General features: G+C 69.9%; 18 protein-coding genes. 5 read left to right on the top strand and 13 right to left on the bottom strand.

The genetic code is table 11. The annotated features are described in order from the left end of the window. Positions 1–9: 9 nt before the first annotated feature. From Amac_RS47885 to Amac_RS47875, 3 genes are all read right to left on the bottom strand, one after another. Complete coding sequence (locus Amac_RS47885) at positions 10–1257, bottom strand: condensation domain-containing protein (RefSeq protein WP_155361108.1); 1248 nt, start codon at positions 1255–1257, stop codon at positions 10–12. A gap of 5 nt (positions 1258–1262) precedes the next feature. Continuing rightward, positions 1263–2744: a condensation domain-containing protein gene (locus Amac_RS47880; RefSeq protein ID WP_155361107.1), complete on the bottom strand. Its 1482-nt coding sequence runs from the start codon at positions 2742–2744 to the stop codon at positions 1263–1265. Positions 2745–2944: 200 nt separating this feature from the next. Next, positions 2945–3844, bottom strand: coding sequence for a hypothetical protein (locus tag Amac_RS47875; protein ID WP_155361106.1), 900 nt, complete (start codon positions 3842–3844; stop codon positions 2945–2947). Positions 3845–4462: 618 nt separating this feature from the next. Here Amac_RS47875 and Amac_RS47870 point away from each other — a divergent pair. The 3 genes from Amac_RS47870 (at position 4463) to Amac_RS47860 (ending at position 7591) form a co-directional block, all read left to right on the top strand. After that, positions 4463–5446 (top strand): tetratricopeptide repeat protein, encoded by a 984-nt coding sequence (locus tag Amac_RS47870; RefSeq protein WP_155361105.1) that lies wholly within the window; start codon positions 4463–4465, stop codon positions 5444–5446. A gap of 11 nt (positions 5447–5457) precedes the next feature. Continuing rightward, entirely contained in the window at positions 5458–6672 is a 1215-nt protein-coding gene (locus Amac_RS47865) for an MFS transporter (RefSeq protein ID WP_281356414.1), read from the top strand. A gap of 88 nt (positions 6673–6760) precedes the next feature. Then, positions 6761–7591: an AfsR/SARP family transcriptional regulator gene (locus tag Amac_RS47860; protein WP_155361103.1), complete on the top strand. Its 831-nt coding sequence runs from the start codon at positions 6761–6763 to the stop codon at positions 7589–7591. A 2-nt stretch (positions 7592–7593) separates the two neighbouring features. Here Amac_RS47860 and Amac_RS47855 read toward each other — a convergent pair whose 3' ends face one another. Further along, the gene (locus Amac_RS47855; protein WP_155361102.1) at positions 7594–8514 is read right to left on the bottom strand and encodes a hypothetical protein; all 921 of its coding nucleotides are present in this window, start codon (positions 8512–8514) and stop codon (positions 7594–7596) included. 338 nt (positions 8515–8852) lie between these two features. Between Amac_RS47855 and Amac_RS47850 the strand changes: the two genes are divergently transcribed. After that, the gene (locus Amac_RS47850) at positions 8853–9125 is read left to right on the top strand and encodes a hypothetical protein (RefSeq protein WP_155361101.1); all 273 of its coding nucleotides are present in this window, start codon (positions 8853–8855) and stop codon (positions 9123–9125) included. Here the strand turns inward: Amac_RS47850 and Amac_RS47845 are convergent, their stop codons facing one another. The 3 genes from Amac_RS47845 to Amac_RS47835 all read right to left on the bottom strand — a co-directional run bounded on the left by Amac_RS47845 (position 9126) and on the right by Amac_RS47835 (position 15674). Beyond that, positions 9126–12482 (bottom strand): ATP-binding protein, encoded by a 3357-nt coding sequence (locus Amac_RS47845; protein WP_170323024.1) that lies wholly within the window; start codon positions 12480–12482, stop codon positions 9126–9128. It abuts the gene before it with no gap. A gap of 102 nt (positions 12483–12584) precedes the next feature. Next, complete coding sequence (locus Amac_RS47840; RefSeq protein ID WP_155361099.1) at positions 12585–14324, bottom strand: flavin-containing monooxygenase; 1740 nt, start codon at positions 14322–14324, stop codon at positions 12585–12587. A 21-nt stretch (positions 14325–14345) separates the two neighbouring features. Next, positions 14346–15674 (bottom strand): hypothetical protein, encoded by a 1329-nt coding sequence (locus tag Amac_RS47835; protein WP_155361098.1) that lies wholly within the window; start codon positions 15672–15674, stop codon positions 14346–14348. 793 nt (positions 15675–16467) lie between these two features. Between Amac_RS47835 and Amac_RS47830 the strand changes: the two genes are divergently transcribed. Then, on the top strand, positions 16468–16671 hold the full coding sequence (locus Amac_RS47830) for a cold-shock protein (RefSeq protein WP_034275260.1): 204 nt from the start codon (positions 16468–16470) through the stop codon (positions 16669–16671). Between the two features lie 198 nt (positions 16672–16869). Here the strand turns inward: Amac_RS47830 and Amac_RS47825 are convergent, their stop codons facing one another. The 6 genes from Amac_RS47825 to Amac_RS47800 all read right to left on the bottom strand — a co-directional run bounded on the left by Amac_RS47825 (position 16870) and on the right by Amac_RS47800 (position 20578). After that, positions 16870–17634, bottom strand: coding sequence for an HAD family hydrolase (locus Amac_RS47825; protein WP_155361097.1), 765 nt, complete (start codon positions 17632–17634; stop codon positions 16870–16872). Between the two features lie 3 nt (positions 17635–17637). Further along, positions 17638–17784 carry a CBS domain-containing protein gene (locus Amac_RS47820; protein WP_155361096.1) on the bottom strand — a complete coding sequence of 49 codons (147 nt, stop codon included), beginning with the start codon at positions 17782–17784 and terminating at the stop codon, positions 17638–17640. A gap of 45 nt (positions 17785–17829) precedes the next feature. After that, on the bottom strand, positions 17830–18531 hold the full coding sequence (locus tag Amac_RS47815; RefSeq protein WP_155361095.1) for a CBS domain-containing protein: 702 nt from the start codon (positions 18529–18531) through the stop codon (positions 17830–17832). 105 nt (positions 18532–18636) lie between these two features. Continuing rightward, complete coding sequence (locus tag Amac_RS47810; protein ID WP_218041721.1) at positions 18637–19665, bottom strand: LLM class flavin-dependent oxidoreductase; 1029 nt, start codon at positions 19663–19665, stop codon at positions 18637–18639. A 22-nt stretch (positions 19666–19687) separates the two neighbouring features. Further along, positions 19688–20014, bottom strand: coding sequence for a TIGR04076 family protein (locus tag Amac_RS47805; RefSeq protein WP_155361094.1), 327 nt, complete (start codon positions 20012–20014; stop codon positions 19688–19690). A gap of 27 nt (positions 20015–20041) precedes the next feature. Continuing rightward, a complete protein-coding gene (locus Amac_RS47800) occupies positions 20042–20578 on the bottom strand; it encodes a helix-turn-helix domain-containing protein (protein ID WP_155361093.1) in 537 nt (178 codons plus the stop codon). Positions 20579–20646: the final 68 nt, after the last annotated feature.

The following is a 20646-nucleotide window of genomic DNA, read 5'->3' as shown; positions in this document are numbered from 1 at the left end:
AACGCACGCCTATCCGGCCGCCACGACGAGCGATTCCATCTCGCGAAGCAGGGTCTCCAGATCCCCGGCCCCGAGGTAGTGGGTATCGGCGGTGACCATCACCTTGAGCTGTCCCGGATTCCCGGTCACATGCACGCAGAACCGGCAGTTGAGCTCGTCCAGGCCGCTCTCCGCCTTCACCACGGTCTCACCCGGCTCGGCCCCGCCCGGGATCGGCACCCCGGTGGTCTCCGCCGCCCGCTGATCGTTGAAACAGCACAGCGGATCGGCTCCGGCGAGCCGGACGTTGAGCGCCGCCTGATCGTAGTAAGCATGCCGGTACGCGCGCAGCGCCGCGGTCCTGGCATCCGCCATCACCTGGTTGAAGTCGGCCCGGCCGGAGTCGACCACGAGCAGGCCCAGCTGAGCGAGCGAGGTGACCACCTCACTGTGCCTGGCCAGGAAACGATTGTTGACCAGCGGCGTCATGGCCGACCTCGGCCGCCCGGCCGCCCGGCCCACCAGCACGCAGGCGGCCACCAGCAGGATGGTGGACCCGTTGACGCCGTACCGCTGCGCCAGCACGCGAGAGGCTCGGTCCATGGCGGGCGAGAAGATCGCCGCCCGCTGGTAGCGCGGCCCGTCCGAGGGTTCGCGCCGCCGGTCGAGCAGCGGCCCGCCGAGCGACTGCGCCGCCCAGAACTCCATCGCGCGTTCGCTGCGGGACACGTCCTGCCCCGACTGCGCGGCGACCAGCTCGCGCAGCTGCTCCGGCTCGCCGGGCGGGGCGCCGCGCAGCAGGGTCAGGCGCAGATCCCTGGCGACCAGGTCAGCCGCGTACCCGTCCGCGGCGACGTGGCAGAAGACCAGCACCACCTCCCGCACCTGGCCGGCCGACACCACCAGGGCCACCCGCAGCGGCCAGTCCGAGCCGAACTCGAACCGCACCCCCACCAGCCGCTCCTCCTCGGCGGCCGACTCCACGATCTCGACCGGTATCGCCCCGCCGCCCGCCACCACCTGGTACGGCTCGCCGTCGGCCCCTACCCGTACCCGCGTGCGCAGCGAGTCGTGCCGGGCCACCACGACACCGAGCGCGGCCACCACCGTGGCCACGTCCGCGGCGGGTGCCCCGCGCGGAACCCGCACCACCCTGCTGAAGTTGAAGTACCGATCCCCGGACGGGCCGACCTGCCGGATCGCCTCCCAGATGGAGCGCTGGCCCCAGGCGAGCGGGCCGGTCCACTCGTCCTGGCCGGTGTCGAACGTGGCGTGCATGCGGGTCAGGCCCCCGAATGGATCGAGGCTTGGGCGACCGCCTCGGCCACGCCCTCCACGGTCGGGTTGTCGAAGAACACGTCCATGGGCAGCTCCACGCCGTACTGCTTGTCGATCCTGGCGATGATGTTGATGATCGACATCGAGTGCCCGCCCAGGTCGAACAGATCCTCGTGCGGGCCGACGTGCTTGAGGCGGAGCACGTCGCACCAGATCCGGGTCACGCCTTCGACGATCTCCGGGGGCGCGGCCGCGGCGACGGCGGCGGGCTCGGTCGGCCGTGCCTGGCTGGTATGGGCCCCCGAAGACGGCAGGACGAGCTCCGACACGGGCGTGTCCGGCGGCTGGCCGAGCACCGCCCGCAGGTCGGCCGCGATCAGCGCCGCGTCCTCGCCGGTGAGCACCCGCGGGTCGTAGCGGAGCCAGGCGTCGAGCGTGCCAGGACCTTCGACGGCCTGCAGGTGCAGCGCGCCGCGGGCGCCGCCGTTGAACATCGCCCAGTCCACGTCGGCCGTCAGGCCGGGGAAGTCGGGGTCGGGTCCGCGCCGCCGGTAACTCACCGAGACCGGCGTGAGCGAGCCGCGTGGCGACAGGCCGCCGAGCGCCCGCGCCAGCGGCACCTCACGGAAGCCGTAGACGGCGCGCAGCTCGTCGCGTACCTGGTGGGCGAGCTCGCGGAAGGTGCCGCCCGGCTCCGGCCTGGCCACCACGGGCAGCTCGTTGACCAGCAGGCCCACGGTCTCCGCGGTTTCCGGCCCGCGGGTGGACAGGTCCACCGAGATGATCGGCTCGCGGGCGCCGTACCGGTGCAGCAGCGCGTGCAGCGCGGTCAGGACGTGCTCGAACGTGGTCACGCCCAGGTCACCCGGATCGGGGAGACCGGACAGCGCCGCCACGCTCGCGCCCGGCCCGGGGCGCCGGGACGCGGTGGTCTCGCCGCCCGGCGTGAAGACCTCGAACTGGTCGCGCCAGCGGGCCTTCCAGAAGGTTTCGGCCGCGGGGAGCGCCTCCTCGACCCGCTCGCGTTCGGCCTGGATCACCTCGCCGTACGGCGGGGCGGCGGCCGCCACCGGACGTCCGGCATACAGCGCGGCGAGGTCCCGGACCAGGATGTCCTTCGACATTCCGTCGAAGACCAGGTGGTGGGCGACGAACAGCAGGCGGTGCCGGTCCGGCCCGGTCTCCGTCAGGGTGAACCGGGCGAGCGGCCCCCAGCGGACGTCGAAATCCGGCGGCTGCTCCGGACCGTGCGCCACGGTCGGCGGAATGTCCGCCCGGACGATCAGCAGCTCGCCGTCGTCCTCCTGGAACGCGGCGCCGAGGAGCTCGTGCCGGTCCAGTACGGCCGTGCACGCCGCGAGCAGCGCGGGCACGTCGAGCGGTCCCTCGAAGGTGATCGCCAGTGGCATCTGGTAGGCGGTGCCGGATCCGGCCAGCTCGTTGATCCACATGCCCCGCTGTAAAGGTGAGGCCGGGTTCCGGGGCATCCATAACCTCCATCGGACGGGGGATCGCGTACCAGAGCCTTCGAGAACGCCTGCGCGCCCGACCGTGGGAACGCTCCCACGGCAAGAGGGTAGGATCCGGAATCTCCATCGTCAAGGTCGTCTTCAGGCCGGGCGACGCTTGCCGGCGCAACGGCGGAGTCCCTCCACCGGCGCGGGTGGAGGGACTCTGGGTCAGGGGATCAGCCCGGGGGAAGATTGCCGTTCTTGGCGACCGGCAGGGCCAGCTGGCTGGCGCCGGTGAGGGTGGCCTGCTCGGCCGGGAGGCCGGCGAGGACGGGATTGATGTGCCGCAGGGTCAGCGTGACCGTGGGCAGGGCCGGGGTGACGAGGTCGAACTTCTCCAGGTCGATCCACCGGACGATGTCGAACACCTGAGCGGGGATATTGTCGCCGGCCTTCTGTACCGGGACGCACAGCTGGCGGGCGTAGAGGACCTGCGCGCCGTGCGTGGGGATTATCGGCGTCAGCACGGGGTTGAGCTGGCGCAGCGACAACTGCTGGTTCAGCGGGGTGTTTGGGGTGATGGCGTAGCACTTGAGGTCGATGTGCCGGACCAGCGCGAGCACGTCAGCGGGTGGGACCGCGTTGTTCTTGATGACCGGCACGCACAGCTGCTGCGGGGTGTTCATGGAGATCTGCGTGCGCGGCAGGGTTTGGAACAGCGGGTTGAGGTGGCTGAGCACGAGCCCCGTGGTCACCGTGGTGCCGGAGATCTTGTAGCAGGCCAGGTCGATGTACTTGATGAAGTCGATCGCGGGCGACGGCGCCATCTGGGTGTTCTTGGCGACCGGGACGCACAGCTGCTCCCGCTGGCCGAGGGTGACGGTCTCGATCGGCAGGTTGCCGAGCACCGGGTTGATGTGCCGCAGCGTGAGCGTGGTGGCGGGCGGCTGGTACGGGTTGGTCTTGAAGCATTCGAGGTCCAGGAAGGCGGTCAGATCCTTCGGCGTCGGCAGCGCGAGGGCGGAGGCGGGCGGCACGCAGAGGAATGCCACGGCGAGCACCGCGACGGCGGCGGACGAGAAGCGCCGGAGCATCGATTTTCTACGCCCGTGAATTCCGGTTACGGCTCGGTCCATTGTGCCTCCACAAATCTGGGGTGGGCCTTCTTGCCGCCGAGTGTGTGCCGCTGTGGCCGGACTTTCAATCTCGCTTTTTGTACGCAAAATTCGGACCGGCGGGCGGGGGAGTTAACATCAGGCACAAAAGCATTGTTAGCTCGCCGATAGTCGAATTTACTGAGGCCCTGTCCTCCTGATAGTGCAGGTCGTCAGAAGTGCGTACTGCGTTGGGTGGCCATGGTCTCGGTTTCTGAAACTTTCAGGTGACTGTGGGGTCATGGCGTCAGGCGCGCAGTGCGGTCAATACCGTTGGCCGTAAAAGTAGCCGGGACTGCTGGAACGGGCCTGAAACGGCGCTGAAGCGAGCTTGTCCGCGCAGCTCAGATCGCCATCGTCGGTCGGACTCCGGGCACCCGCGCATGATGGCAACCGAATGGCAACAGATTTCTCGTACCTCTGAACTGACGGGAAGGAGGAATACGTGATGAACAGCGCCAGAATCTCGACGAACCACTCTGAGGTAATCGGTTAGTCGTGGTGGCTGGCCATCATCGATGGCCAGCCACCAACGGCACCCTCCGTTTTGGGAGAGGGGTCGTCCCAGACGCTTTATGACCTCGTTCAGGGAGAGTAGATGTGACCGCCAACTTCGGTAACGATTGCCGTCTTTGCATATCCACCACGGGTGGTGCGGTAGCGCACCAGGAGGCGGCATCGGCGGCGTTCGAGCTGGGCGACGCCCTCGCTGCCGTAGGGATTCTGCGCTGCGGCATCGCAGCGATCGTCGACGGAGCCGACGGGGCGCTGGCAGCTCTTCGAGTCGACTTGGGCAACATTCTGACCGCGCTGGGGCAGTACGACGACGCCGAAAGGGAGTTACGCGCGGCCGCCGCCGACGTGGACACCCACCTCCGCGCGGCGCGCCTGCTCCATGGCATGTGCTTGAACGCGCTTGGCATGCTCTGCCGATACACCGCTCGTTTCGACGACGCGGCCGGATACTACGAGCTGGCGCAGACCGAATTACGCGGCACCGGCGACGAGGACGCCCTCGCGACGATCCTGCACAACATCGCCGGACTCGCCCATGCGCGGGAGGACGCCCGCTCGGGTATCGAAGCCGGGCAGGAGTCGGTTCGCCTCCGCACCGCCCGGCACGGCGAAAACTCCGTGCTGGTCGCCGGGGATCTGTCGAATCTTGGTGGTCTGCTGTTCGATGTCGGCCGGGTTGAGGAGGCCGCGCGATGCTTTTCCCGAGCGTGCGAGATCTTTGAGAACTCCTATGGCCCGGACCATCCCGAGGTGGCGGTGAATCTGGGAAATCTCGCCGCCGTGGCGGTGGCCGGCGACGACTTCGAGGAGGCGGAACGACTCTATGCCCGCGCCATCGCCATCAAGACGCGGGTTTGGGGTCCCGACAACCCGACGACCTTGCTAAGCATTCATAACTTCGCCCGGCTGCTGGCGCGGATGGGCCGTGTCGACGAGGCCTGGCAGCATGCCCTGGATGTCGTGGCCGGTCTCGCCGGACGGGTGGGGGAGGAGCACCGGCTTCTTCGCCGGGCGCGCGAGCTTGTCGCGGAGCTGGCGCGGATATCTGAGCGAAGGCTGCGGACGTGACTCATGTCGACATGATCCGGCGCCGCTTGCGGACGCTCACATTCCTCGAGTGGTTGCCAGGTGGACTGATGTTCCCCGTGGTGGCACCCCTGCTTCTCGAGCGAGGCGTCGACCCCGTCCAGATAGGCATGATCTTTGCGGTTCACGCGATCGTCTCGGCCGGCTTCGAACTGCCCGCGGGCCTGCTGGCCGACCTGTACGGGCGAAAGCCCGTCGCGCTCTGCGGCGCGATCACCAAGACGGTGGGTCTCGGCGTGCTCGCCCTCGGCGCCGGCCTGGGCGCCATGGTCGCGGCCGGCGCCCTCATCGGTGCGAGCCGTGCCGCCCTGTCCGGGACGGCCGAGTCATGGTTCGTCGACCAGGCGAGTCCAGCGCCGGAGGAGGTGCCCCGGGGCCTCGCCGGTGCCGAGGCGGGACTGGGCACGGGAATCGCGTCCGGCGCGCTGGCGGGTGGTCTCCTTCCGCTCGCCGGACCCCAGGCCGGCATCTCGGCGACCGCGGTTCCCATCGCGCTCGCCTGCGCGCTGGCGGCCGTTCACGGCATCGCGATCGCGGTCTTGATGACCGGCCCACCACACCGGCGTACGGCCGGAGCATCGCCTGGCAACCGTGCCGTGTTCCAGCACTTCGGCGACACCATCCGACGCCCGGCCGTCCGGGCCGTGCTGTACGCCGGCTGCGGTGCGGGGATGGTCGCCGGAGCCCTGGAGACGTTATGGCCCGTATCGGCGATCCGACTGCTCGGCGCCCAGACGGCCCCCACGTTCTACAGCGTCGTCATCGTCTGCGGCATGACACTCAGCGCGTTCGCCGCCACCTACCTGACCAAGATCGCACAGAGCTTCGGCCCGGTCCGGATCGTCCTGATCCTGATGATCGTCGCGGCGGTCGGGTGCGCCACGCTGATGCCGCTGGCCTCACCGGTCGCCCTGGCCGCCGCCTTCGTGACCTTCCACGCGGCGCTCGCCGGTTCCACACCGACCACCGGCGGCTGGCTGCACAGCATGGTCACCGATGACCACCGAGCGTCCACGGTCTCCGCGGTGGCGCTGTCCGGCGCGATCGGCGCCGGTATCGGCGCGACCGCGGTCCCCGCCATCGCCGGAACCCACGGCGAGTGGTTCGCCTGGGTGACCGTGGCGGGGGCTTTCCTCCTCGCATCCCTACCGCTGATCCTCCGGTATGGACCACGCCTGGTGACCCCTGAAATCCATTCGGGGGCCTGAATCCGGTTCGTTCCAGTGCCGTATCAGGGGTGTTTCAGCATGTCGGGAGAGAGTACCGGTCAGTCCTGCCGTACGTGAGGAAAGTGATATGGGCGGACCGACAACCCTGCAGGGAGCCGTCAACGTGCTGGGGCCGCTTGAGGTGTGGTGTGCGGGGAACGCAGTGGTGTTGCCGCCGCGCCGGCGAGGGCTGCTGGCCCTGCTGGCGCTCAGGGCCGGGGGCATGGTCACCGTGGAGCAGCTGGTGGACGGGCTGTGGGGGGAGGACGCGCCGTCTAAGGCCGTGCGTACGTTGCATGCGCACATCGCCAAGCTGAGGGCCGCGCTGGGGGGCACGCGGATGATCGAGCGGCGGGATCCGGGCTATGTGCTGGCCCCGGATCTGGTACGGGTCGATCGGGACTGGTTCGAGGAGCTGGCCAAGAGCGGCCTGCGGGAGTCCGCGGCGGGGCGGCACGCGGAGGCGGCGCGGAGCTTCGGGCGTGGCCTGGCGCTGTGGCGGGGGGAGGCGCTGGCGGGCTGCCCGGTGCACGGGTGGGCGGCTGCGGAGTCCGTCTATCTGCAGGGTCTGCGGCTGGAGGCGTATGAGGGCTTGTTCGCCGCCAAGCTGGCTTCGAGGGCGCCGGGGGCGTCGGCCGGCGAGATCGAACGGCTGGTCGCCCAGCATCCGTTGCGGGAGCGGCTCTGGGAGTTGCTGATCGTCGCGCTTCAGCTGAGCGGGCGCTCGGGGGACGCGCACAGCGCGTATCGGCGGGCCAGGCGCACGTTCATCGACGAGCTTGGCGTCGAGCCGGGGGAAAGGCTGCGGCATGTCGAGGCGGGGGTGCTCCGCGGAGTGACCGATCCGCGGGCGCTGCTTCGGCTGGAGCCGACGGCCATCCGCACCTCGGTCGTGTCAGCCCCCGGATCCAGCAGGTAACGTCACGCGTCGAGTCTTCGCCAGGCCCGGCTCAGCCACGCCTCGTACTCCGGCCCGGACGGCGTGTCCAGCACCAGGCGGAGCGGCTCGACGACGCGCCCCCAGCAGCCGCGCAGGGTGGTCAGATTGTGAGCGATCAGCAGGTCGAACCGTTCCACGGGCACCTGGACCTCGTAGCGGGAGCGGAACTGCGGCCAGGTCAGGCCGATCGTCAGCGAGGCGAGGTTGCAGAACACCCGGGTGACCTCGCCGCCGCAGTCGCGGCAGGGGCAGGTGGTGCTCAAGGTGCGCAGCAGGGGGAAACGATCCTTCAGCTCCGCCGCGACCGGCCGTCCGCAGCGCAGCAGCGGGGCGGCCAGCAGGGCGGTCTCGGTCAGGCCGAGCGTGGGGTACGCCAGGGAGGGCGCCCGGCCGGTGCGCACGGCTCGCCCGAGGTTGTCACCCAGCCAGCTCGCGGTGCTGGGAGCGTTGTCGTTGCCCATGAAACGGGCCGCCTTGACGTCGTGGAGGATGCGCAGCCAGTCGTAGTACGTGGTCGCGCTCAACGCCTCGCCGGGATCGGCGCTGAAGATGCCCTGATACATCGTGTGCGCGGTGCACCCCGGGAAGGTTCGCCAGGCGGGATCCCAGTCCGGCTGGTCCAGCACGCTCGGGGTGAGATACGAGGCAGGCTGCGAGGACCCGTGGGGAAGCGGGGACTCCTGGGCCACGTCGATCTCAAGGCGCATCTCCTTGGGCGCGCCGGACCGGATCAGCTCGTCGCGCAACTCGCCGGCGATCCGATACGCCAGCCGCTGGCTGGCGTCCCCGTCCAGCCGCAGCATGCCGATCTTGAAGACGACTGAGCCGTACCGGTCGAGGCCCGCGACCGCGGCTTCTGCCACCTCCGGAGCCGTCTCCGGCCAGAACCGATCGTGTTTCATCAGCGAGCAATCGATCAGTTGCTCCGCCAGGGGAGATCTCACCGGTTTCCGGCCCTTTCCGGAGACCGCCGAGAACCGCGTGTCCCGGCCGCGGAATTCGACTTTCCGAACGGGCTGACGCCGGCCGTTGTGTCATAAAGCAATCGCATAGTTCATGAGAACTCGCCGGGGCGCGCCGGCCACAGGTCCGCTTGGCCGGAATATTGGCCGGGAAGCGGACCGGAATAGTCCACTTAGGCGCTTTATTTCTCCGCAAGCGGTCCTGGTCGGTGCGCTGCGGAATACCGTTTGATGATTATGAAAGTCGCGAAAGCGAGATAACCATCTTGGAGGTCTGAGTGACTTCAGAAAACGTCATGCGAGGGCGGTCACGTGCCGCGCTGGCGGCGCTCGGCTTGGCCCTCGCCGCCTGCTTGGCCGTCGCGGCCGGCGGCGCCGTGGAGGCCAGGGTCGGGGCCCTGCCCCCCTGCGGTAAGGAACTCCCCATGCCAGGACACCCTGGGGAGACGTACGAGATCCCCTGCCCGTCCCTGCCGGATCCGGATCCGACTCCTCCGTACGACTTCCAGGAGCCCGGTGACTGGCCCTGGCCCGGCCCCATCAACCCCTGATCAGTTGATCGCGGGGTGAACCGCTCCTGGGGGTGCCGACAACGGAGTCGACGCACCTCCGGGAGCGGCCCCGGCCCGCCGGACGGCCGCCGCGACGGCGTCCTGGAGCGGCCTGGCCCCGCAGAGCGCGGCCAGGTCCAGCGCGGCCGCCAGGCGGGCTCGCGCGTCCGCGAGGTGGCCGGATTCGGCCAGAGCCGCGCCGAACGCGTGCAGGGACTTGGCGTGTTCCAGGTTGGCCTGGGTGCCCGCCAGCAGCCGTACGGACTCGGCGAGCATCTCCAGCCGGTGCGGCCGGGATTCGACCGAGGCGGCGAACCGCAGCGCCCGGCCCACGGCCCGCGGGGTTCCCCAGGCGCCGGCGACGGCGAGCATCTCGGTGGCGGCCGCGCGCGCCTCCTCGTCCCGCCCGAGCAGGGCGAGGCAGCGGACCAGCGGCGCCCGCCAGTCGGTGGCCAGCGGATTGTTCATGGGCTGCCACCTGCACTCGTCCCGGGTGGCCAGCACCGTCTCGAACGCCCGCCGCGTCTGACCCATGGCCAGCTGGACGGCGATCTCGCCAGGGGCGTACAAGGACGCCGTGACGTTGGCGACCTGCTTGGCCTTGACCTCCCTGAGGACCTTCGCGGCCTCCTCCACCTTCCCGTGCGCCACCAGCGCCAGCATCAGCACGTTCCCGATGAACATCCCGCCGAGACCGACGGTGGTGAACTGGCAGACCTCCCACGCCTGCCGCGCGTCGCGGAGGGCCTCGGCCAGGCGGCCGTGGGCGTACATGACTTCCGCCCGGACGCAGAGGGAAGGCGCGAGACCGCGTGAAGAACCGGCCTTCTGGTTGTGCGCGAGCGCCGCCTCCACGGACGGCAGCAGCGCGGGCGAGTCACACGGGATCAGGGCATACCAGGCGCAGGTGAGCGTCGGCTCGGCCATCGCGAGCCTGAGCAGGCGGTCGCCCGCGATGACCCGCGAGGCGCGTCGCTCCGCCGACTCCCGCCGGTTCTGGTACATGTCATGCAGGGCGAGGCCCGATTCGAGGATGAGCCCGCCGACGGATTCGTGCGGCGGCTCGGCCGCGAAACCGTCGATCAGCGCGACCAGGTCGGTGCCGTGGCGCGTGCCGTACGCCACCATCGCGATACATCCCCGCAGGGACAGCCTGGCCTCCGCGGACATGCCCTGGTCGCGGGCCAGGGAGTCCTGGCAGACGAGAGCCGCCTCCCGCGGCCTGCCGGCCAGCCACAGCGTGCTGGCCAGCCCGAAGCGGATCTGTGCCCGCGCCTCGGGGTCCGGTTCCCCGGCCAGCGCCTCCGACAGCCGCTCGATGGCCCGCTCGCTGTCCACCAGCGCCTCCGCCATGCCGAGCCGGGTCAGCATCCCGGTCCGCCGTTCGCCGAGATCCTCCTCCAGGGTCCGGCGCAGGAAGTTCACCGCGCTGCTCACCGAGCCGCTGGCCAGGCTGAGCTCGGCCGCCAGGCTCAGCACCTCGACCGGGTCGGGCCCGCCGACGCGCGGCGGGACCCTGAGCAGGTGCGTGGCCGCCTTGATCGGATCCTGCCCGCGGATCGCCACGTCCACGGCCCGCAGGTGCAGGTCGGTACGGAGTGCCGCCGGCATGGAGTCGTAGACCGAGGCGCGGATCAGGGGGTGGGCGAAGGAGAACCTGGCCGGGATGCCCGCGGCGACGATCAGCTGGTCGGCCAGCAGCGGGACCAGCGCGTCCATGGCCTCCCTGGGGGAGGTCCGCGTCACCTGGGCCAGCCAGTCGCTGCCGACCTCGTCGCCCAGCACGGCCAAGGCCCTGGCCACGTCCACGGCGGCGGGGGGCAGGTAGCGCAACTGCTGGTTGGCGAACCGGGTCACGCCCGGCGAATCCTCGGGCACGGCCGTGCGCACATCGCCCCCCGAGGCGGTGAGCTGCGCGGCGAGTTCCCGCATCAGGAAGGGGTTGCCGCTGGTCATGGCGTGGCACTGGCCGACCAGTTGGCGGTCGGGCTCGATGTCGATCACCCTGGCGAGCAGTTCGGCGCAGCCGTCCGGGCTGAGGGGCCGCAGCGCCCGGGTGACCGCGTGCGGCAGGCCGGCGATGGCCGAGACCAGGCGGCCGATCCGGTCCTGGCCGGGCCGCAGGGCGAGCACGAGCACCACCGGCAACGCGTCGAGGCGGGCGGCGAGGAAGGTCAGGAACTGCACGGCGGGCGTGTCCGCCCAGTGCAGGTCGTCCACCACGATGACCAGCGGGTTCCGCGCCGCCAGGTCGGCGGTCAGGAGATACAGCGCGGTGAGGATCCGGAACTCGTCGCCCGGCTGCTGCGCGTCGGCGGAGATGAGGTGGTCCGCTTCGGCGTAGCGGTGGAAGAGCTGCCTGACACAGCCCCAGGCGTAGTCGGTCTCCAGGTCGGTGCCCCGTGCCGTGGCCGTCGTCATTCCCAGCGCGGCCGCCCGCTTCCCCGCGTGGTTGACCAGGCTGGTCTTGCCGATCCCCGCGGGCCCTTCGAAGATCAGAATTTGCCCGGTACGGGTGGCCACCGCCCGGTCGAGCGCCTGGTCGATGAGGCTGGTCTCGGCCGCCCGTTCGATCAAGGGCGCGCCACCGTCCGCGAGCCGTCCGGTCCGGGCGGGCACGGGCGCGTGATCGAGCCCGGGATCCTGGCGCAGGATCGCCGCGACCAGGTCACGTTGCGGGCCGCTGGGGTCGAGTCCGAGTTCCTCGCGCAGCCGGTCGCGCAGCACGTGGAAGACGGCCAGGGCCTCGGCCTGCCTGCCGCTGCGGTACAAGGCGATCATGAGCTGCCCGTGCAGGTCCTCGTCGAACGGGTGCCGCTCGGTCAGGTCCCTGAGTTCGGGCACCAGCATGGTGTGCTGGCCGAGCATCAGCCGGCACTCCACCGCCGCCTGCTCCGCGGCCCGCCGCATCTGCTCCAGCCGGTCCGCCTCCCGGGCGAACCACGACAGCGTGGCCACGTCGGCCAGCGGCTGCCGGCCGCGCCAGAGGCCCGCCGCGCCCGTCAGCGCCGCCAGCCGGTCCGCCGGATCGGCGATGTCCCTGGCCCGCTGGATCAGGTCCTCCGCCCGGCGCAGATCCGTCTCCCTGACCGTGAGCACGTATCCGGGGGCCTGCGCGAGGATCGCCTCCGGCGCCCCGAGGGCGCGCCGCAGATAGGACACGTGGCTCTGCAACGAGTTCACCGCGGTGGCCGGAGGTTCGCCGTCCCACACGGCGTCGATCAGCTGATCGACGCTGACCACCTCCCCGGGCCGCAACGCCAGCCGGGCCAGCACGGCCTTGCGCCGCAGACCCGGCAACGGCTTGGCCGCGCCGGCCACCGTCACATCCACCGGGCCGAGCAGTCGAATGAGCACCGACATGATGAGAACCGCCTGCCCCACTTGCTGTTTCCTCGTCGCTCTACGCGAGTCGCCTCCTCAATTCCGCGTTCCATTCCGTTCCACCACGTTCCGGCCTTATGACCGGTCGGCGATCCCGAGGGACCTGGCCGCGATCTGCAGCGCCAGGACGCGCGAGTAGAAACGCGCCATCTGGATGTTGCCGACCATGAACCACAGGCCGTCGACCCCACTGGGCCGCCAGACCGCCGCGAGCTCTCCGTCGGCGTCGAGGCGGTGGACCGCCGTCACCTCGTCGGCCAGGTCGCCGATGATGGAACGGGAGGCTTCGAGCAACTCCTCGTAGCCCGTCGCGGCGACGACGACATCCGCGGGCAGTTCCGTCCCGTCGTCGAAGATGACCGACCGCTCCCCGAGCCGGGCGATCCCGACCCCTTGCCTGACCGCGATCTTGCCGTCCGCGATGAGCCGCAGCGCGCCCACGTCGATGTAGTAGCCGTTCGTGCCGGCGAGGTACTTCTCCATCGGCCCGCGACCGGACGGCCCGTAGTCGGACCGGTAGGCGGTCGCGGCGAGCGCGTCGATGATCGGGGCGTCCCGCTCCTGCCAGGTCTTCATGTTCTGCTCCTGAAGCTCCAGCAGCAGATTCCACGGGAACGCGGTCAGCAGATCGGCGTCGTCGACCGCCGGGCCGCTCTCGTCGTACAGCCCGGCCATCCCGGTCATGAACGTGTCGCTGGTGACCACGACGGTCGACGACCGCTGCACCAGCGTCACCGTCGCGCCGTGCTCGCAGAGGTCGTGCGCGATGTCGTGGGCACTCGTCCCGGCGCCGACCACGACCGCGTTCCGCCCGGCCCACTCCCGCCCGCCGGTGAACGCGTCCGAGTGGACGAGCACGCCCGAGTAGGCGTCCCGCCCCGGGAAGGCCGGCAGCCGGGGCTTCCCGTTGAGGCCGACGGCCAGGACCACATGGCGGGGACGGAGCGTACGGACCTCGGCGCCTGGCCGGGTGAGCCGGACCTCCCACCGGCCGGTGGCGCGACGGGTCACCGTGGTGTCGGTCACCCCCGTCCAGACGTTGAGATCGAGTGCGCGGGCGTACATCTCCAGCCAGTCGCCGAATTTCTCCTTGGGCATGAACACCGGCCACGTCGCGGGATAGTCCAGGTACGGCAGCCGGTTCACCCACACCGGATCGTGCAGGGTCAGGCTCGGGTAGCGCTTGCGCCAGTTGTCGCCGATGCGGTCGTGCCGTTCGACGACGAGCGCGGTGACGCCGAACGCCTTGAAGCGGGCGGCCAGCGACAACCCGGCCTGCCCCGCGCCGATGATGACGACCTCCGGATCGGCGTCGTCGAAGGAGGATTCCGCGCTGCGCCGCGTCCACGGGACCCGCTGGGGGACTTCACCGTGCTCGATGCCCATCGGCCGGTCTCGGCCTGCCGACTCGGTCACGCCCGGCAGGCCGTGGATTTGCGTGACGAGAGTCCAGGCCCGCCACCCGTCGCCGGACCGGACGAGGCGCACGTGGCCGCGGATCACGCGATCCGGCGTCTCGCCGGTGAAGAACGCGCTGACCAGCGGGCTACCGGCGAAGTCCGCGGTGCCCATCGGGGCGGAGTCGTCCACCCGGAGATTGCTCAGCGCCACGCCACCGAGCCGCTGTGCGGATTCGTCGATGGCGTCGGAGCCGTGCGACGAGCGCAGGTCCCACGTCACCCCGGCGAGGTCCCGCCACCAGCCGATCGGCAGGAACAGGCCGGACACCGCTTGATCGGCGGGATGGGCCAGCGCCGTGGCGAATCGTCCGAGCCAGCCCTCGACAACGGAGCTCGGGTTTTGGCTGTCACTCATATGTGCCCCTTGAGTTGTTGATCAGAAGGCGGGTATCTCGATGAGGGCGTCCCGTTGCCCCAAGGTGCCCGGGACGGGTCCGGCCAGCGTGAGCCAGATCTTGGACCCGTCCGGTGCGGTCGCTATGCCGTTGAGGTGGCCGAGCCCGCAACCGAGGTGGTTGATGTTGACCCAGCGGATCGCGGCCAGCGATCCGTTCTGCCGGATCCGGGCGACGGTGCAGTTGCCGCGGTTGGCGACGTAGATGTCGCTTCCCGGGCTCATCGTGGTGTTGCTCGACAGGAGCGGGTGCGCCGTCTCGGGCCGCGCCGGCGCCAGGTCGACCGGCTGGTTCAGGAACGCCGACCGGATGACCCGGCTGGTGGTGGGGGTGAAGACCGCGGCGCTGCCCGTACTGGTCTGGAGATCGAGCACCTTGATCGAGTCGTCGAACGGCTGGCTGATGTAGAGGCTGAAGTTCGGTTCGTAGCTCAACAGAGCGCCGAGGCGCGGAGTCGTCTTCCTGTCGAGCAGCCAGCGCCGCCCCTGCAACGGGTGGACGGTGCCGGCCGGCCAGAGACCGTCCAGGCCCTTGGCGACGTGTTGCTGGACCACGCTGCCGTCCGCGAGCACCACGGCGAACACGGCCTTGCCCGTTCCGTCCGGCGACGGGCCCAGGAAGGTCGCGCTGACCGCTCCCGTGGCCATGGTGCCGGGGGTGACCTGCGGCTGGCGGTTGGTGAGCCCGCCAAGGAAGACTCCGCCGATGGCGGGATTCGGCGCGTTGTTGAGCGGCCTGCCGTCGGGGTCCAGCACCGAAGACGAACCGGGGCCGCTCAGCCCGTACGGGGCGTTGGACGGCCAGGGCCGGCCGAAGGCGTTGTTGATCGACATGCCGAGCGGATTGGACGCGCCGGGCTCGTCGGCCGTCGCGGCGCCGGGGCTGTAGACCTTGTTGACCCAGTTCGGGCTCTGCGCGCTGAACATCTGCACGGCGCCGTTCAAGGCGGAGGCCTGATCTCCGGCAGCCGCGAACCCCGCGGGCACCCGGAGGTTGGCGCCCAGACGATCGATCGTGAGGAAGGAGCCTTCGGCCTGATCCGCCCTGGCCTTCTCGGCGCCGAAATTCGAGGTGCTCCCGACGAAGATCCGGGTCGGATCGAGGACCCGGCCCGGCTGGGTGTACGCCGCGAACACGGGGTTGGCGCTGATCGGGCTGGCCGGCAGGAAGGTCCCGACGGGAGCGACCGCGCCCGCTCCCGGAATTCCCGTCGCGATCACCCGTGCCGTGGCCACGAGGTCGGCTCTGGCAGCCTGGGCGGAACCTTCCACGCCGAGCGACGCGAACGCCACGGCCAAAGTCACAGCCACCGTGGCACGGCGACCAGAATTACCGTTCCTCGGGAATTTCTTCGTTGAACTCACGGGTTTCCTCCGGCTACAAAGAAAGAACTTGGCGCGTCAACTGCCAGGACCCTAATGTTTGCCCCTGATGCAGCCCTGATCTGGAACTGAAATTCGATCGACGGGATGTTGATCTCAGTTTCCGTTCGCCACAACCCGCGCGGATTCATGGCTCATCATCGGTTGCCAAGCACTGATCTCGTGTTTCGATTTCCGTTTCGGGGGCCATTGACCGCTCCGATCGCCAAAGGAAATAGATGGGTTACCGAGTTGGCCACGGCGGCATCCGCACAAGACGGTCTTGACGGATGCCGGCATTCCTGGCGTGCCGCAGTTCGAGCGACTGGGCGGCATGGACGGTGTTCTTCACCGCGCTCGCCAAGATCGGGCCGAGTGACTTCCGGTACACCGCCTACCGTCTCGCCGACAGCGTCACCTTCGTGCATGTCGGGAATCACGCGGGGAGCGACAACCCGAGTGCGCCGAGTTCCAGCGCGACCTGGCCCAGCGCTGCGTCGCACAGCCGACGCCGCCCCGGCGGCCGTCGCCGCACCGCCGTTACGAGCGCTGCGCGCTCCGTGATACTGTCGATTTCAGTTGCGGTTGTGGTTCCCAAAGACTTCAAGTGCCCCCACCAGCATTCTGCGCTGTTGGTGGCACTTTTTTGCTGCCGGTGCTTTCCGGACGGGGTAATCAACGCGGCGACGCGAGGCTTGCACAGTGCGAGCCTTCCCGGGCACAGCCCCGAAGGAGATGCAATATGGCTACTGGCACCGTGAAGTGGTTCAACGCGGAAAAGGGTTTCGGCTTCATCGAGCAGGACGGCGGCGGCGCTGACGTCTTCGCCCACTACTCGAACATCGCCGCCCAGGGCTTCCGCGAGCTCCAGGAAGGCCAGAAGGTGAGCTTCGACGTCACGCAAGGCCAGAAGGGGCCGCAGGCGGAGAACATCGTCCCCGCCTGACGCTGAAGCACGACGTAGCTGGGGCCCGCGCCTTCGGGTGCGGGCCCCAGCGCATGCCGGCACCCGCCTGACTGAAGCGGCCTACCGGTCGCAGCCCAAGCCGGAGATCGCCAAGGGCCCCGTTGCCCAGCGCGCACAGGGCCTCGCGAAGACCTTCCGCGGCTGGGTCGAAACCGTCGAAGACGAGCTTCCAGGGGTTCATCTGGCGTCAGCCGGAACGCGACCGCTGATCGCGAGCTCGGCTAGGTCGGTGACCACGATGTCCGCTCCGCGCTCGGCGAGCGCGCCGCCCTGCCCGGTGCGGTCGACGGCGATGACCAATCCGAATCCGCCCCGTCGTCCCGCCTCGACGCCGGGCAGCGCGTCCTCGATGATCGCGGTCTTGCCCGGAGGGGCACCGAGACGTGCCGCCGCCTCCAGGAAGAGCGCAGGATCGGGCTTGCCGGGCAGCTTGCGCCGAGCCATGTCATTACCGTCGACCAGCACGTCGAACAGGTGCACCACACCCGCCGCCAGCACCATCTGCCGGCAATGCCGGCTGGCCGATACCACCGCGGTACGGCACCCGCGATGCCGCAGGTCGTGAAGGAGCAGCACGGTCGACGGGAACGCGGACACGCCGTCCCGCTCCACCTGCCCGAGGAAGAACTGATCCTTGGCCATCCCCAGGCCGTGAACCGTCGGCGCGCCCGGCGGGTCCGACGGTTCTCCCTCCGGCAGCGTGATTCCCCGGGAGGCGAGAAAGGTCCGTACTCCATCCAGCCGCGGCCGGCCGTCGACGAAGGACAGATAGTCCTCGCGGATATCAAACGGCGCCCAGCGATCATCCGACTCCGAGCGGCCTCTCATGAAGGTGTCGAACACGTGTTTCCACGCGGCGGCGTGCACCCTCGCGGTGTCGGTGACGACCCCATCGGTGTCGAAGATGACCGTGTTGATCCTGGTCAAGTCAATAGTGGGCACGAGTCAGCACGCCTCCCCGTCGTCATCCAGAACCGGTAGGGCGCTCACCGCGTGCGTGACCAGCGTTCCGGCGATGTCCTTGAAACAGGTGTTCTCCCCAACGGAGATCACCGGCCAGGTCAGCACGTCCTTGACGGTGACATGACGCATCTCTGCCTCCAGACGCGCCCGCGGACGGGGTCGCGACCTCGCTGGTCAGCGGCCCTTCCAGGCAGGGACGTCGTTCACTCTCCAGGTGATGTGGTCGATCACGTCGACCACGCCGTTGACCCGTTCGGTCATGCGGACCGCGAGCTGGGCGTCGCTGCGTCGTTCCATCGTTCCGGTCAGTGTCACCACGCCCTGCTCCGCGGCGGCCTGCACGTCGGAGGTCGCCGCCCACAGGGAATGACCAAGGATGTCCTCGCGCACTTCCCCGGCGATGTCGGCGTCGGAGCGCAGGAACACCTTCAGCAGGTCACCGCGGCTGACGATGCCGATCAGGCGGCCTTTCTCGTCGACCACGAACAGTCTCTTGACGCCGTGCCCGGCCATGAGCCGCATCGCCGCCGCCACCGAGGCGTGCGGCCGGACCGTGACCGCTGGGGCGGTCATCAGTCCGGCCGCGATGTCGCCGTGGACCCTTTCGCCGACCCTGGCGCCCCCCTTGCTCAGGCGCCGCCGCAGCCGGGCGCGCAGCGGCCGCTGGTAGCCCTCGCCGTAGTACTGCTCCTTGAACTCCTCCCTGACCAGCAGGTCCGCCTCGGACACCACACCGAGGACATGGCCTTCGCCGTCGACCACAGGAACAGCGCTCACGCCGTGAGCGATCAGAACCTCGGCCACATCCTTGAACGGGGTGCTGCCCTGTACCGACACCACCTCCGTGGTCATGACGTCCTGAACCTTGACGCGCATCACAATCTCCTTCGGCGGTGCCGCCTACCGTGAAATCTGTGATTCTTTAGGTAGTTCCTACCCGTTTATCCGTCTCTCTTGCGGTCTTGGCTGCGGGATTGCTGATCAGCCGCACGGATCGACGCGAGCCGGCTCCCGGCGCAGCAGCGGCAGCACCGCCGACCCGAGCAGTTCCACCCCGCGCCGGTCGCTGAGACCGTGCGGGGTGCCGAACTCGACCCGGCGCACCCCGGCGTCGATGAGCGCCTGCGCCTGCGCGGCGACCTGATCCGGCGTCCCGGAGAAGGCGAACAGGTCGAGCAGGTCGTCGGGAACCAGCCGGCCGGCCGCTCCGTGGTGGCCCGCGTCGACCAGCCCCTTCACCCGGGCGAGCAGGTCCGCGGGGATCTCGACGGTCGGATCAAGACCGGCCACGACCGCGAGGTACATGGCGACCTCGGCGCGGGCCCGGTTCCGCGCCGCCGCGCCGTCGGTGTCGACGACGGTGACCGCGCCGAGCACGATGCCGACCTCCGCAGCGGCCCGGCCGACGGCCTCCGCGCCAGGCCGCACCCGGTCCCGGATCACCGCCACCATGGCCGGGTTGGCGCTGCCGCCCACCTTGATCTCGTCGGCGATCCGCCCGGCCAGGGCCGCCCCCTTGGCGCCCCAGGCACCCAGCAGCAGCGGTGGGTCGGGCCGGTGCACGGCGTACCGCAGCGCGGTGCCCGGCGCCAGCCGGAACACCTTCCCCGGATATCCTCCGGAGTCGCCGCGGAGCAGCCGGTAGACGACCTGCGCCGCCTCCTCCAGGGTGGTCAGCGGCAGCCGCTGGTCGATGCCGACCGCGTCCAGCCAGGTCCCCCTGGCCAGTCCCAGGTACGCACGGCCACGCGAGGCGAGATCGAGCGCGGCGACCTGCCCGGCGATCTCGTACGGCGCCATGGAGTAGGGGTTGAGGCAGGCCGTCCCCAGGCGGACACGCTCGGTGACGCCGGCCATCTCCAGCAGGGGAAAGATCGGTGGCTGGTACATCAGGTCGCCGAACACGGTCAGCACGTCGAAGCCGTGCTCCTCGGCGCTGCGCGCCAGCCGCGCGTAGTCGCCGGGTCGCTTGTCGCCCTGCAGCCCGAGCCCGATCTCCACGGCGGTCACGGCAGACCTCTCCTCGCGCGCGTCAGGTCAGGTCGGCGGAGTTCAGCCGACGTCGGCAGGTGCGTTCCACCCGCATGATCAGCCGCTCCTCGGGGTCGGGGCAGGCGAAGTGGGAGTCCTGCGCCAGCCAGTCTCCCGAGGCCAGGTCACGCTGCTTGGCGGCCAGGAACGGCAGCACGGCGGCCAGCGCGTAGACGCAGAAGTGGCGCCCCTCGGGGAGGCGCAGGTGGGCGCTCTCGGTCAGCTCGAAGTAGTCGCCCGTTTCCATGCCGCAGACCGACCGGCCCTCGATGCGGTCGACGCTGACCCGCAGATCGTAGAGTTCCATGTCGCCGTGGTTGTCCTCCATGCCGGTTCCTTCTGTCGCGACCGGCGCTCAGGGCGTCGGCGGGTTGATGGCGAGGACGATCTCCGCGGGCGCGTCGGAGCTGTTCAGGTAGCGGTGCGGCCGGGTGGAGTCGAGCGTGATGCTCTCGCCCGCGACGACGGTGTAGGTAGTGCGCTCGAATTCGACGGTCAGCGTTCCGCCGACCACGTAGACGCACTCCATCGACGGGTGGCTCCACAGCTCCTCGCTGGAGACCTCACCGGGGGCGAGGACCGCGTGCAGCACCTCGAGCTGCCCGTTGCCGGGGGTGAGCCGTTCGTAGCGGATCTGCCCGTTGGGCGCGCCGAGGGTCGTCCGCTCACCGGGCCGGCTGAGCCACACCGAAGGAGCGGCGGGGTCCTCGAACAGCGAGGCGATGGACTCGCCGAAGACGCCGGCCAGCCGGCGGAGGGTCGCCAGGCTGGGCTCGGTGACGCCGCGCTCGATCTGGCTGAGCAGCGTCGGAGACACCCCTGCCTGCTGGGCCAGGACACGCAAACTCATCCCCCGCGCGGTGCGCAGCTCGTGCAAGCGGTCTCCGATCACCCACGTCGTCCTTCCTACCATCGCTCTGTCACGTGCAGGTTAACTACACGCGTGCCATGCACCGTAAG

The organism is Acrocarpospora macrocephala (genome assembly GCF_009687865.1).
GTDB classification, from domain to species: domain Bacteria; phylum Actinomycetota; class Actinomycetes; order Streptosporangiales; family Streptosporangiaceae; genus Acrocarpospora; species Acrocarpospora macrocephala.
Note: the sequence above shows the minus strand (reverse complement) of the source record. Positions and strands in the feature narration are given on the sequence as shown.

Bases quoted from the DNA above. Each gene is read 5' to 3' on its own strand.
- Amac_RS47865 (WP_281356414.1), top strand. From the start codon at position 5,458: ATGATCCGGCGCCGCTTGCGGACGCTCACATTCCTCGAGTGGTTGCCA.
- Amac_RS47820 (WP_155361096.1), bottom strand. From the start codon at position 17,784: ATGCGTCATGTCACCGTCAAGGACGTGCTGACCTGGCCGGTGATCTCC.
- Amac_RS47840 (WP_155361099.1), bottom strand. From the start codon at position 14,324: ATGAGTGACAGCCAAAACCCGAGCTCCGTTGTCGAGGGCTGGCTCGGA.
- Amac_RS47805 (WP_155361094.1), bottom strand. From the start codon at position 20,014: ATGGAGGACAACCACGGCGACATGGAACTCTACGATCTGCGGGTCAGC.
- Amac_RS47885 (WP_155361108.1), bottom strand. From the start codon at position 1,257: ATGCACGCCACGTTCGACACCGGCCAGGACGAGTGGACCGGCCCGCTC.
- Amac_RS47875 (WP_155361106.1), bottom strand. From the start codon at position 3,844: ATGGACCGAGCCGTAACCGGAATTCACGGGCGTAGAAAATCGATGCTC.
- Amac_RS47815 (WP_155361095.1), bottom strand. From the start codon at position 18,531: ATGCGCGTCAAGGTTCAGGACGTCATGACCACGGAGGTGGTGTCGGTA.
- Amac_RS47855 (WP_155361102.1), bottom strand. From the start codon at position 8,514: ATGAAACACGATCGGTTCTGGCCGGAGACGGCTCCGGAGGTGGCAGAA.
- Amac_RS47880 (WP_155361107.1), bottom strand. From the start codon at position 2,744: ATGCCCCGGAACCCGGCCTCACCTTTACAGCGGGGCATGTGGATCAAC.
- Amac_RS47830 (WP_034275260.1), top strand. From the start codon at position 16,468: ATGGCTACTGGCACCGTGAAGTGGTTCAACGCGGAAAAGGGTTTCGGC.
- Amac_RS47860 (WP_155361103.1), top strand. From the start codon at position 6,761: ATGGGCGGACCGACAACCCTGCAGGGAGCCGTCAACGTGCTGGGGCCG.